Genomic DNA, 14357 nt, shown 5'->3' on the forward strand with positions numbered 1-14357 from the left:
AAATTATTTGTCGTTTGGTTTGTCGTCATAGGTAAAGGGAACCAGCCGGGTGATCACAAAAGCCGGAATGGTGGCGAGCATCACCGCGAGGAAGAAGATCCGGTAGCTCATCAGATCGCTCAAAAAGCCCGAAGCCATGCCCGTGAGCATCACCGAGAGGTTCATAATACCCGAAGCGAAAGCGTAGTGCGCCATCTGGTGACGCCCCGGAGCGACCTGCTGCATCATAAACAGCGTCAGGCCCACGAAGCCGAAGCCGTAGCCGAAGTACTCCACGACGATGCCCCCGCCGACGAGCCACATGCTCGAAGGCTGGAACCATGCAAGCAAGGCGTAGACCCCGAACGGCAGGTTGAAGATACAGCACAGTGTGAAAAGAGTGCGCCGCAGACCTCGTCGGGCGATGTAGTAGCCCGCCAAAAGCGAGCCCAGCAGAAACGCCCCCGCGCCGAAAGTCCCGTAGTAAAGGCCGATCTGCTGGTTCGTAAGACCCAAGCCCCCGGATGCGGTATCCGCTTTGAGGAACAGCGGAACGATCTTCATCACGAAGCCCTCGCCCAACCGGTACAGGATGATGAAGGCGATATAGTACCAGATATGCCGTTTGGTGAAGAACGCCGCGATAACCTCTTTCAGGCCCGAAAGGCCATCCCGCAGCGAGCGGCCTTCTGAAGCCGAACCGCCTGAAGGAAGCGCGCGGAGATGGTAAAGGCCCAAAGCGACGAGCGTGACGCACAGGAGCAGCAAAACGACCGTCCACGAACGGACATAAGCGTCGAACGATGCGGTCCCCGAGGTGCTGAAACCCTCGTAAAGCCACCCCGCAAGCCACACCAGACCGCCCGTGGCGACAAGTTTCGCAAGGTTGTAGAAAGCCCCCTGCCAGCCGATATACTTCGCCTGATCCTGCGTCGTGAGTTCCGACATGTAGACGCCGTCGGCCGCGATGTCGTGCGTGGCGCCGCTGAACGCAACGACCGCAAAGACAGCAACACTGACCGAGAAGAACAGCGGAAGGTGAAGCGACAGGGCCGCGACGCCGAACAGAACGCCGCTCAACAACTGGCTCCCCACGACCCAGAACTTCTTCGTCCGGTAAAGCTCCAAAAAAGGGCTCCACAGAAACTTGATCGTCCATGGCCACATGATCAGAGAGGTCCAGAACGCGATCTGAGCATCCGAGATCCCCAGGTCCTTGTACAGAACCGCAGAAACCATGTTCAGAACCACAAACGGAAGCCCCATCGCAAAGTACAAACTCGGAACCCATTCCAAAGGAGAATGTTTAAGATGACTAAGAGATTGCATAATACACAACTAAAAGAATGCTTAAAACATTATAAATATACGGATTTCATCCGATATGAACAACTTTTTTATATGTTTTATACTAAATCACAATAGGTTATTACTTATTCTGATATAGTGCGACAATCGCGAAATACAATCTTGTATTTTAACAAAGAAACCTGTTCGAAATTTTTTGTATCTTGTGATAGGTTATTTGAAATGCGGTATTTGAACGCAATAGGCTGAAAATAGACTGTTGCCTTCTCTACTGTATAAAGAATGTAACGACTCGATAAATCGAGTCGTTACGCTCTTTCAATCCCATAGCAGAATGGGATTCAGCTGCCACACACGAACCGTCGTTCCCGACGGACAGGCAACGCTTATTTTATCCGCTCGAAATTAGGGCAGACTCATCTCCACCCAGTTCATACCCGGGTCACCGATCTGCTGACCACCCGAAGAGTGGACGTTGATTTCACCCAGCATGCTGTTGCCCGAAGGAGAATGATCCTTGATAATCTGACCTGCTCCGTCGTTGAGTTTCCAGTAGCCTACCAGACCTTCCGAATCCACCGGAACGGAGTAGAAGTGGTTTTCGGCATTGATCTCCTCCTTGGTCAGCGTGCGGTTCCATACGCGCACCTCGGCCATATAACCGGGGAAGAAACGGTCGGCGTTGTAGGCATAACCGATCCAGAAAGCACGGTTGTAGTCGCTCTCGGAACCGCCGTATGCCACACCTAGGTTAAAACCGGAGTAATTGGAGATACCGGTTCGATACAAAAGTTCTCCGTCAATGTAGAAATAAGCGAAAGTATCGTCCCACGTCACGGCGACATGGTACCAGCGATCCAGTTCGGAGAGTTTCAACTTGGTATCCGTACGGTTTCCGCCTTGCATGGCCAGCTGAATTTGGTTCCAAGGCACATTGACGTCGCCCAGGCGGAGGAGGAATTTACCCTCGACACCCATGATGGTCGACAAAGATCCGGATACGCGCGTCTCCTGAATATTGACCAGCGCCTCCATGGTGCCGTTCTTCAAGCTGTTGAGCGCTCCGCCATTCTTCAAAAACGGGAAATAGCAGCGCGAGCGGCGCATGTCGGCCACACACTCGATCAGACCCTTGGGCTTCTGCGTAATATTGATGTTGACCGTCAGCGCCTCGGAGTTGTCGGGAGCGTTCTTCTCGGTGAGCACGACATCGCAGCTGCGAGCAGATCCGTTAACCAGAGCCTCCACTGTGAAGTGCAGGCCGCTATCGTCGGCATTATTATAGGTAAACCAGCCCGTCGCCCCCTCGCTTACCGTCACATCGAACTCGACATTGGCCGTTACCGGAATATCGAGTGTCTGAGCCTCCACATCTAGGAAATAGGCCAACTTCTCGGGCTCGATCTTCGACTTGGGAAGCTGAGTTACCTTCAGCACGGCTGTGCCGTTCTTCACACCCTTGATCGTCACGGTAGCCTCACGCGGAGTCTCACCGTCGTTCTGGGCCATGGAGAAATAGGCCGTCACGTCGGTCTCGGCGCCGCCCTCGGTGGGGCGGGCAATCGTATAGGTCAGCCACCCCTCGGTCTCCGATACGATTTCGGCCGTCAGGTTGCGATAGTTGACATTCGTCGTCAACTCCACGGCCAAACGCTCCACAGCCGTATAAGCCAGGCGCATTTCCGACTTCGACGTGATTTCGATGGTCTCGCCAGTTTCGCCTTTCTCGACGATCTGGAATTCGACCTCCTTACTGCCCATCTTGAAGACGTAGTTGGCGCTCCGCTCCTCCTCGGTCTCATTGGGATCCACCTCGAAGACTATCTCGGCACCGTCTTCTCCACTCGTAGCCGACGGCGTCACGAAATCGGACTCTCCTTCGAGCGTCCACGCGCCCGAGCTGGTAACCAGCACCGTCACCTTGCCGCCTTCGCAGGACAGGATGTTCGCCCCATCGGCATAGAAGAGTTCGAGCTGCTCCTCGGTCTCGGAGGCCTTTTTCTTGAGCGTAATCTTGAAAGACGCGGTCTTCTTGCCGCATGTGAACGTATAGGTGAAGACCTGGTCTTCCTCCTTGTCGTTGGCCTTCACGGTGAAGGCCACGATGTCGCCATCCTTGCCCTTAACGGCCGAAGGGAGCACATAAGCGTTCTCGGCGCCTTCGAGCGTCCACGCGCCCGAGCTGGTAACCATGGCCGAGACATCGCCGCCCTTACTCCCCACAACGCCTTCCATCGGCGAAACGGAAATCTTGTCTTCGGTAGTCGAAGGATCCACTTTGTCGTCGCTGTCATCGCAGGCTCCGCAGAGTGCGAGCGCAGCAGCGGTAAAAAGAAATATTTTCGAAATTTTCATATCTTGTCGTTCAGGTTTTAAGGATTTGTTCATTACCAGCGAACCGGAAAACGGCTTCGCCCGGTTCCGACCGAACGATCGGCGGCATCCCGGCCGAAGCCGGAACGCACGACCGAGTCGTTCGTTTTCAAATTAGTTGATCGGGTGCGGTGCGGGATCGTATTGGCCCTCGCTGATCTTGTTGTAGACATTTTTGGGATCGCGTACGCTCTGCTCGTAGCAGCCCTCTGCCACGTTGCGGAACTGCCGGAGCGAATGCGAACGGTTGTTGCTGACCGTTCCGGTTCCGGAAGGATCGAATGCGAACCACATGATCCAGCCGTAACCCTGATTCATCAGTGCCTTGGCTCCAGACGACGAGATGGAGTAGCCATAGTTGAGTTGGATAGAGTTGCCGGCACATCCGCTCAGTCCCATACCGTTTACCGGTCTTGCCGAACCGCCGTAGTCGGCGCAGACGTTGTCAATGAATTCAGACGGCTTATGCTCCACACCGTCGATGAATACCGAAGGCAGAGAGGACTGGATATAGCCCAAGTAATAGAGGTGTACCCAAGTCTCCCAGGGGCACAATTCCTTCATCGCCTTTTTGGTCTCGTAGCAGAGACGGGCGGCCTGCTGGGAGCTGGGGCCTGCGAACCATTTTCCGGATCCGTAGTAGCGCGAATACTCGTCATCGAAACCGATACCATCGAGTTTATAGTCGAGACAGATTTGAGCCAGCTCCTTACCGAACTGCTCACAACCCCAGTCGCTCAAACCAGCGATGCCGGCCTGGTCGTGGTTGCCCAAGATGTCGAGCAACACCTTGATACCTTTCTTACGCAGCGGCTGGAGCAGTTCCTCCGAGTTGTCGAGTAACGCCTGCACGTTGGGGTTGGCATTCATGTAGACCTTCTGCTTCGAAGCATCCCAGTTGATGTTGCCAGCGAATAGCACGACAGCATCGAAAAACGGCTGACCGTCCTCCAAAATGTACTCAATGGCGTTGAGCGGGTTGCAGTCGTTCACCTCGAAATAACAGATGTTACGGATCTTCTTCGAACCAATGCGCGAAACTAGGAAGTCAACGTATTCAGCCTCATCTTTAACGACGATACCCTCCGTTTGGGCTACGGCCTGAAGGGGAACCATGTAGGTGGTTACATACTCCAGATCGGAAGCACTCGGCGTGAGCGTTACCTCGATCTGCGCAGAGGTTTCACCGGCGGGGATAGTCATCACGCCGTCGTTCGCAATGGTGCAGAGTTTCTCGGGGAATACGACATACTCGGTAGCGTGGTCGAAGTTGTACTCTTCGACATGGCGTTCGTCGAAGACGAGCTTCACCTTGGTCTCAACCATAGCGGTCTTCTCCAGCGTGAAGGTCAGGGTTTTCTTGACGGGCTCCACGGCATCGTGAGCGAACTGGATGTTCAGATCATCGGCCGTCGAGAGCGAACCGGCGATCTCCTCGCCCGGGGTGGGATTCTCGCTGCCGGCCTTCTGCGACACGGCGATCTTCGCAGTCTTCTCACCCTCGCTGGACGTCACGACGATCTGCCCCACACGGGCATCTCCCGTATTGTCCTTGGCGTTGACCGTCAGCTTGTCGCCCTGCTTCTCGGCCGTCATCCACTCCTCGGGGTAGGAGAACGTCCAGTCGGGTGCATTAGTCGTAACGGTCAGTTCAACGGCCTTGTTGCCAGTAGCCTCGAACCCAATGGGATCCGACGGCGAAATGCTCAGTACGATTTCACCTACTTCAAGCCCCTTTTGGTTTACGTTGATGTTGACGGGTTCGGCGTTACCGGCCGTAATCGTGATGCGGCCCGGACGTACGGACTCCGTGGTATTAGCCTGGGCATTCACAGTTAGTTTGTCGCCGTCCTGCTTGGCGACGATCCACTCACCGTTCTTCTCGAATGCCCACGACTTGGCGTCGGTCTTGACGGTCAGCACAACGTCCTGATTGTCGCCGGCCTTGAACTCAATAGCAGACGCAGGTGTTACCGACAGGGAATTCTTTTTGTTCACATCATCGTCATCGTTGCAACCGACGAGAGCCCCCGATGAAATGGCGAACATACCCGTTAAAAGCATCAGAAATGACTTTCTTTTCATGTTTGGTTGATTAGGTTAATTAAAAAGGTTAAATTAAAGTTAAGGAATTACGATTCTTCAGGTAATAAATCTCTCACTCTTCGGGAAGCGCGACGCTCTGCCAATTCACTTCGCGCTCGGTCTTCAGATCGAAGCCGTTGCCGGTATAATCCTTGACGGTCTTACCTTTCGTATTGTCGTCGAACTTCCAATAAGCCACCAGTCCGTCTGATGCGGGATCGATTTTGTAGAAATGGTTCTCGGAAGCGATCTCCTCGGCCGTCAGGGCCTTGTTCCAGAGGCGCACTTCGCCCATCATGCCGTCGAAACGACGCTCGTAGAACAAGTCGCCGTCCGACTGGAGGCGGTACGAGTGGCCGATCCAAAAGCAGCGCTCCTTGCCGTCCGTCTCGTCGGAGTGCGGAATGGCGAAGTTGATCTTGTCGATGATCACGGCATGCCCGTCGGTACCAGATACTGAAGCCTTGACCGTATCCTTCAGCTTGCCGTCGATATAGACGCAGATAGTGCCACGATCGAATGTGACGGCGATATGATGCCAAACGAACAGCTTGAGGTCATAACGGCTGTCGGCCTCGGCCGGAATCTTCCCGCGTGCAGGCGAGGTCTCCTCCTCCGAAACCTTCTTGGCGAAGGCCACCTGCAACTGGTTAGTCGGACGGCCGTCGTCGCCCAAACGGATGAGGAACGTATCCTCGATGCCCATAATTGTCGAGATCTTGCGGTCGAACGAGTTGGCGTAGACGAGCGCTTCGAGCGTGAAGGTCTCCATGTCCTTCACCGCCTCGGTATCAGCCGTCCACTCGGGCCAGGCGCAGTTGTTCTCCATCTCGGCCACGACGTTGATGAGCGCGGCCTTCGAGAAGACGAAGTAGACCGTCCGGGCGCTTTCGAGGATATTCATGCCGTCGGCCGACACGATGCGTACGGGCAGCACATAACGCTGCTTCTCCTCGATGGGCAGATTGTCCAAATTCGTAAAGGCGAAGGTGAGCGGCGCACTCTCCACCATCCCGGCCGTGATGACAGTCGAATTATCCGCGAAATCGTAATAGCCGCCGTTGGCAGGGAGCAGTTCGGCCGTTGGATCGTCGTAGAACATCCGGTAGTGCTCCAACAGACCGGGAGCCTCGGCGAACGTGACCGTGATGTCGCGCTCCCGGGGCTGGGCCATGGCGACGGTAACGTCGCAGCTCTCTTCCCGGGTCACGTCGAGGTTGTCCCGTTTGATAAACACGTCGTCGGTGAACGACGTGGCGGAGATGAACACCTGATTGCTGAAGTGGTGTTTGCCCTCCTCATCCTCCTTGCAGCCCATGAATACGGCTACCAGGAGCAGACACAATGCGAATCCTAATTTATTTTTCATCGTCGTTTTTATTTTCGGGATTGTTTTCGGGCTCCTCTTCGGGCTCGGGGTTCAGGATGCCGAGCGCCTCGCGGATTCTCTTGTATGTTGGCGTATTGAAATAGTCTTCCTGTGCGTTCGATGCGCAGAGCCCCAGCTTATCGCACTGTACAGTCTGGGAGGTTTTCGGATCCATCACCCACTGCGCGGCCACCTGGAGCGAAGCGCCCACCTGAGCGTCGTCGCCACCGTCGGCGATCGACGGCACGGAGGCTTCCAGCACGACCCGGTTGCTCGGAACACCCTCTTCGAGTTGGTCGCGCACCATACGGGAGATAGCCACCGACGACGAGGCACCCTCAGTCAGGATGATGACGTAGTCACACTCCGCAAGAATCGTCTGGTTCTCGATGCTCGTGATGAAGGCGGGGTATCCGCGGAAGAAGAGTAGCTTGTTGGGATTGTCGCGGCGCCACGTGTCCGCCGCCAGGACGAACGGAGCTGCGGCGCTGCTGTCGTAACCGCCCAGATAGGAGACGACGATGCCGTCGAATCCGTATCGGGAGCAGGCCGCAAGCTGCTTTTCAGTCTCGGCCTTGCAGTACTCGGCGAACTTCTCCTCCGTATAGTCGCCCTCGTGCTCTGTACCGAAAGATGCCTCCTTCATGGCGTCCCAGGTACTGCGGATTGTCGTATAGTCCACGACGTTGAGCGTGCGGGTACCCTTCTTCGAACGTACTTCGGCGATCTCGTCCGACAGCGCCGGATGCAGGTCGTCGACGTCGGTCATGAGCAGGTAATCCACACTGTCGGGCATGGACATCGGATGCTGGTTCTGCCGGTTCGGAGCGGTCGAAGTTCCCCGGACGATCATCATCGTCACCAGGTGTTCGCCGACCTTGAAATCCCGGAGCGATGTCAGAAAAGCCGGATCATTCTGATTCATCGGCGGCAGAAAATCTTTGTGTTCGGCTTCCGTCCAGTCGCTGCACGAGGCCAGCAGGGCCGCCGCGGCGAAGAACGGAATGAATATGCGTTTCATGTCGAATTTCGTTTTAATGGGTTAAACGGTGTGTACGGTTATTTGACGGCCGGATTGCAGTCCCACCACATGCGGGTTGCCATGTTATCGGAGCCACCAAGCATCTCCACAGCCTTGGCGTAGTTCTCCGGGTTGTTGGTCGCCTCGTCCGCAGGATAGGACATGCGGCGAGCGCCGAGCGTAAGGTTCCGGATGCCCTGCGAGTTATTGCCCACGGCAGACTCCATGGCCGGAATCAGGTGCGGAAAGCCTGTACGGCGGAAATCAGCCCACGCCTCGTTGCCAAGATGGAAGTTGGCGATCCACTTCTGGATGATGATGCGCTCCTGCATCTCCTCCTTCGAGGCGCCGTCGTTCCAAGCCACCCCCAGCTGGGAGAGCTGTGTAGAATAGGAGGTCGCACCGCCGTTGGGGTCGGTGTAGGATTCCGGAAGAGTGGTGCCGACAAGGTATTCGTCGACGCCCGCAACACCCCACTGTTCGAACGAGAGGCGGACGCCCTGCTCGTAGAAGGTCTTAGCGCTGCCACCCATGTTCCAGCCGAACACGCCGACGGCTTCCGCCTTCAGGAAGGCCACCTCGGCGGCATTCATCCACTGCAACGGAGTAGCCATGCCATCTACGAAGTTGACGCCTGAATAGAGCAGCCCCACAGTGCTGAGCGCTGGAATGGCGATACCACGACGCATGCCCACATACTCAAGGGCGTTGTCCCCGGAGAACTGTGCCTTGCTGAAATATTTCTCGCGGCGCGGATCCTCATAACCGTTCATGTAGCAGATGATGTCGGCTGCAGCATGCGAATCGCCGCCCGTCACCGACCCAGCTGGGGAGTTGTACATGCATGCCGTATAGAGCGGATTGCCGTCCTTGCCGAAGGCCAGGGACGAAAGCTGCGCATTGTCTGCGTTCGACTGCATGACACCGACAGAGTGCGCCACGGCCTGTTCGCCCAACTGCTGCGGAGAGAGGCCCTTCGAGCTTACGAAATCGGTGTATACCACCCGCATGGCCAGCCGCAGCTTCATCGAGTTGGCAAAACGGCACCATTTCACGGCTGTGCCGTCGAAGACTTGGTCGGTCGTGCTCGTGATGCTCCTGTCGATGTTCTCGTCCAACAGGGCGATTGCCTCGTCCAATTCATCGAACATCTGCGAATAGACCTTGGGCTGGTCGTCGTAAGCCACCTGGATCTTACCGGTGCTTCCGATCTCGGAATAAGGAATAGGGCCATAAGTGTCCGTCACACGGTTCAGGACGCAGACCTTCACGATCTTGAGGATGGCCAAAACGAGCGGATCCTCCGAAATCCCCTCCACGTTCGACATGTTACTGTACAGTTGCGGGATGACTTTGTCGCTGTACATGAACACGTTCGTCCAGTTGTCGGTCGGGTTGTATTTGGAAATGGTGTTCGTCCAGCCATTGTTCGCATCAGCGTAATAACCGCCCTGCGTACTGCCCAGCAGACAGTCAGTGAACTGCGCCGTATTGACATCCGTCGAGACGACGGTCCCGAACATGGCAGAGAGTCCCGAGGCGATGGCGTAGTCCTTGGCCTCCATCTGCTCCTTGTCCACCTCGTAGGGATTGCTGTTGATGTAGAGGTAATTCTTGGTGCATGCGCCCAGAACGCACACAACTGCGAAGGAGAGCGCCGCTTTTATCAATTTGTCTTTCATCGTGTCGCTGTTTTAGAATTTGAGACGGAGATTGAATCCTACGTTGCGCAATGACGGCATCATGAAGTAATCAATACCTTGATAGTAGTTGCCCGTCGTAGCGATGCTTTCTGGATCGAACGGAGCCTTGTTGTAGAGCATCCACAGATTGCGGCCCACGATAGAAACCGTAATCTCGCAGACGTTACGCAGCAGCTTGCGGGGAATCGTGTAGCCAATCGAAGCCTCCTGCAACCGCACGTTCGTGGCCGAGTAGGTGTAGAACTGCGGGATGGAATTGCCGCCTGCGATGGCCGAATACCAAGTGTAGGCATCCACCACGTCGCCGCCGTTGAGCGTCACGCCTCCGGCATCGCGCGCCGCGGCCGTAACCTCTGACACGCCGTATTGGTCGAGCATGGCCTGCGTACGCGAGTAGACGATGCCGCCCAGACGGGCCGAAATCATGAAGCCGAAGTTCAGGTTCTTCCAGCGGAAGTCGTTGCGCCACGACATGTTGACATCGGGCAGTACGCTGCCCAGCTTGACATACTTATTCACATCCTGGATCGTCTCCGTAGCTACATTTCCGTTCTCGTCGATGTAAATGGCATTGTTCTCGTCGTAGCGCAAATCGCGGCGGGAGTAGAGGTCGCCCAACGTACCGCCCTCCTGCAGTAGGAACTGTGCGTCGCCCAGACCGCCCATGTTGAGCCGGTCGATCGAGAAGCGCTCGCCCGTAGCGTAGTTGATGACGTTGTTGGCCAGCGAGATGATCTTATTCTGATTGGTCGACAGGGTGTAGTTGGTATCCCACGTGAAGTCGCGCCAGGTGTTCCGATAACCCAATGCCAGCTCGATACCCTGGTTACGGACGTTACCCGACTGGATGATGATCTTGGAGAAACCCGTACCGCCCGAGATCTGCGGGTCGAAGGTCTGGTTCGACGTATGCGAATTGTAGTAGGTGAAATCGAGGTTGAAATGCTTGAGGAAACGCATCGTCAGACCCACCTCGAACGACTTGGTGCGCTCGGGCTTGAGGTGATAGGCGGGATACTGCGTCTGCGTGTTCCACGACAGGCCGCTTTCGTTCCACGAATAGAGCGGGTTGGCGATGTAACGCTCGAAGGCAACGCCCACCGAGGCGAACGAACCGCGCAACTTGATATAGGAGAGATTTTCAGGCATGTTGGGAATGAGCTGCGACAACACGACCGAAAGTCCGACCGAAGGATAGAAGAACGACTTGGCGTTCGAATGCGGACCCGCCAGTTGCGAAGGCCAGTCGTTGCGGCCCGTAAGGGTCAGGTAGTAGGTGCCCTTGTATCCCACCTCGGCCGAAGCGAAGATCGACTGCGTCTGCTCACGCCAGCCCTCCTGCTTACGGACGGTCTTGGTCGAATTACTCAAGTTCTGAATGTTGAAGACGTTGGCCAGCCCCTGCTTCTCGCCCGACGTACCGTCGGCAATGGGGCCGCGGATCTTCAGGGCGTCGTTCTTCATATCCGAGAACGAAGCACCGATGTTGGCCTGCAACGACCAGTCGTCACCGAACGTTTTATTGATATTGAGCAAAGCATCACCATAAACCTGGCGGTCCATCGTCTTGGTGACGCCGTAAAGACCGTTGGCGGACTGCTCGGTGAGCTGCACGTTCGAGGAAGCATACATCTTTTCGGTGTAGGTGTTGTGCGAGTTGTCGATGCGGATGCGGCCTGAAACATTCAGCCAGTCGAGGATGTCGTACGACAGCGCCGCGTTGAGCATGTAACGATCCTTACGGTTCTCGCGCAGGTTGCGGTAGTTCGCCCAGTAGGGGTTCTGCATGGTGATGGAGCCGTCACCCATCGGCCAGTACTGTTTCGAAATCTTGTCTATGGGATCGTAGCGCTCATACATTTCGATATCCGCCCAGTCATCGCCGCGCGGGAAGAGGTAGGCTCCCGTCAGAGGGTTGTTGTAGGTTCCCTGATTGATCATGTTGCAGTCTTCCTGCAATATGTAGCTGGCTCCTACGTCCAGTCTCATCTTGTCGTTCAGAAAAGAGGAGGTGTTGCGGAACGTGAAGTTGTAACGGTCATAGCTGTTGTTGGGCACGATGCCGTTGGAATTGATGGCCGCGGCTGAAAAATAGGTCTGGTTCTTCTCCGTTCCGGTCGAAAGCGAAACGCTCTCGGAATTGGCTACGCCGGTACGGAAATAGTCTTCACGGGGATCGTAGCCGTATCGGTTGGCGCGGTTGAGCCGCTTACCCCAGCTGTAACTGGCCACGTTGATCGGCGTAGTAAGGTTGCCCGTACCGTACCGGTTCTGGAACTCGGGAAGAACGAACGGAGTCATGATCTCAACACCGGCCGTCGCGGTGACGGAGAGCTGCCCCGCCTGTCCCTTTTTCGTTGTCACGACGATGGCGCCGTTGGCCGCGTCCGAGCCATACAATGCAGCTGCCGCAGCACCCGTCAGTACGGAAATCGACTCGATGTCCTCGGGGTTGATGTCCGCAATGGGATCGGTCGTACCCTGCGAACTGAACTCTGTGCCGCCCTCCTGGGCTTTGGTGAACATCGGCACGCCGTCGATCACGTAAAGCGCATTGGAGGTCTGCGAAATGGACTTCATACCGCGCATGATGACCTTCGAAGCGCCGCCGACGCCCGCCGACGAGGCGTTGATGTTCACACCAGCCACCTTACCGTTGAGCGAGTTGATGAAGTTGGCGTCCTTGTTGGCCGTGATGGCATCGGAATTCACCTGCTGCACGTTGTACGACAGGGCTTTCTCGGCACGTTTGATGCCCAGGGCCGTAACGACGACCTGCTCGACCTCGATGGACGAATTGGCCAGCGTGATGTCGAAAGTGGTGCGCGAGCCGATGGGCACGACACGGGTTTCGTAGCCGATGAAGCTGACCGACAGTTCGGGGTTGTCGACCGAGGCGGGGACCGTCAGGGCGAAGTCTCCGTCGATGCCGGTGGTCGTTCCGACGGTCGTGCCCTTGATCAGAACGGTGGCTCCGATAATGCCCAGGCCGCCGGAATCCTTCACCACGCCCGAGATGGCCGACGGCCGCGCTGCGGCGACGCGCTTCGACAGCACGATGTTGGGAACCGTGATCTCATAGGTGATGTCCGTGTCCTTGAACAGCAGCGGCAGCACCTCGTTGAGAGGCTTGGAATCGGCCTTGATCGAGACGATGCGTTTCGTGTCGATTTCGTCCGTATAAAGGAAAAGATACTTGGTCTGCTTTTCGATTTCGTTCATGACGGTCTTCATCGGAACCTTCGTCATGTCGAGCTTCACCGCGATTTTCTGCGTTTGGGCCACGGCGGGCGCACCGCACAGGAACACGGCGAGAATTAGAGTAATCAGGCATTTTATCTGCCTAATACTTAAATTTTTCATAAGTTTGCTGATTTAAGATCAATAGGTTAGCAATCGAATCACTGTTTATCTCCCGCCGGCGGACACGACCGTGTCCGGACGCGTCGGCGGTGCAGCATAAAAGTGTCTTGAGGCAGAGGCGGTTTATTCCATAGAGTCGGTTTAGATTTTAGTTATTTTTATGTGGATCGTATTCGTCTCGTCGTCGCGCGTATAGGAGAAGTTATTGGTGATCTGGAGCAGCTTCAGCGCATGGTCCACACCGTCCGACACGCGGATTTTGCCGTGGTACTTGAGTTCGGGCATATCCTCGGGATTGTCGATCGTGATCCGGACTCCGTAATAGTTCTCGAATTTGCGGATCACCTCCCCGAACGACAGCGTGTTCAGGTTCATCAGCCCGTCGACCCAGCGGAAGTCGTCCGGATCGGTTATCCGGTTGAGTTTGAGATGTCCGTCGACCAGGTCGATCTGATCGTTGGGCGAGAGAATGAAGGATTCGCCGCCGACGAGGCGGTTCGAGATTTTCAGCCGTCCTTCGAGCAGCGCCGCCGAGAAATCGGCGGTCCGGGCATCGGCCAGGATGTTGAATTTCGTACCCAGCACCTCGGCATCGCAGGCGAATGTTTCCACGATGAACGGACGGCTGGCGTCATGTTCCACCTCGAACATGGCCTCGCCCGAAATCTTGACCCGGCGTGTCTTTCTGGAAAAGATCGAAGGGTATTCCAACTTGGCGCCCGAATTGAGCCATACGGTCGTCCCGTCGCTCAAGGTGACGGACATGCTCTGCCCGTTGGGCGCGGTAATGGCCATCATGTCCTGGGTACGGCGTTCGAGAATCCGGTCGGCCATATAGTGGCCCAACCCGGCGCATGCGAGCAGCACGGCCGCAGCCGCGGCACTCCATTGAGCCGTTCTCTTCCAGAGCGAAACGGTATGTCTGCGGATACGGGGCTGCGCCTCTCCGGCCAGGATATTGAGGTTGGAAATATAATCGAGCCGATCGAGATACCGCTGGTTTTCCGTTGACGCGTCCAGCCAGTCGAGCACCTCGACGAGTTCCTCCTCCGAGGTCTCGTTTCTCAAGTATTTCTGCAATAAAAGATCGTCCATGTGTTCGTGTTATATAGTAATAACAAACACACGGAGGGGGTAAGTAGTAAAAAATGCAAGT

Annotated in this window: 8 protein-coding genes; all 8 read right to left on the bottom strand. The window is 55.9% G+C overall.

All coding sequences use genetic code 11. From position 1 onward, the window contains the following. Positions 1–3 precede the first annotated feature (3 nt). Positions 4–1245 carry an MFS transporter gene (locus NQ492_RS02970; RefSeq protein WP_259873715.1) on the bottom strand — a complete coding sequence of 414 codons (1242 nt, stop codon included), beginning with the start codon at positions 1243–1245 and terminating at the stop codon, positions 4–6. A 447-nt stretch (positions 1246–1692) separates the two neighbouring features. Further along, a complete protein-coding gene (locus NQ492_RS02975; RefSeq protein WP_015547849.1) occupies positions 1693–3642 on the bottom strand; it encodes a LamG-like jellyroll fold domain-containing protein in 1950 nt (649 codons plus the stop codon). 132 nt (positions 3643–3774) lie between these two features. Then, positions 3775–5658, bottom strand: coding sequence for a BACON domain-containing protein (locus tag NQ492_RS02980; protein WP_172633822.1), 1884 nt, complete (start codon positions 5656–5658; stop codon positions 3775–3777). Positions 5659–5818: 160 nt separating this feature from the next. Next, positions 5819–7114, bottom strand: coding sequence for a DUF1735 and LamG domain-containing protein (locus tag NQ492_RS02985; RefSeq protein WP_022062561.1), 1296 nt, complete (start codon positions 7112–7114; stop codon positions 5819–5821). After that, positions 7104–8135 (bottom strand): glycoside hydrolase family 18, encoded by a 1032-nt coding sequence (locus tag NQ492_RS02990; protein ID WP_015547852.1) that lies wholly within the window; start codon positions 8133–8135, stop codon positions 7104–7106. Before NQ492_RS02990 ends, NQ492_RS02985 begins: the two co-directional genes overlap by 11 nt. Positions 8136–8173: 38 nt before the next feature. Then, the gene (locus NQ492_RS02995) at positions 8174–9817 is read right to left on the bottom strand and encodes a SusD/RagB family nutrient-binding outer membrane lipoprotein (protein ID WP_015547853.1); all 1644 of its coding nucleotides are present in this window, start codon (positions 9815–9817) and stop codon (positions 8174–8176) included. Between the two features lie 12 nt (positions 9818–9829). Then, on the bottom strand, positions 9830–13201 hold the full coding sequence (locus tag NQ492_RS03000; protein WP_044054583.1) for a SusC/RagA family TonB-linked outer membrane protein: 3372 nt from the start codon (positions 13199–13201) through the stop codon (positions 9830–9832). Positions 13202–13342: 141 nt separating this feature from the next. Then, entirely contained in the window at positions 13343–14296 is a 954-nt protein-coding gene (locus NQ492_RS03005; RefSeq protein WP_015547854.1) for a FecR family protein, read from the bottom strand. Positions 14297–14357: the final 61 nt, after the last annotated feature.

The sequence above is a fragment of the Alistipes shahii WAL 8301 genome (assembly GCF_025145845.1).
Classification (GTDB): Bacteria; Bacteroidota; Bacteroidia; order Bacteroidales; family Rikenellaceae; genus Alistipes; species Alistipes shahii.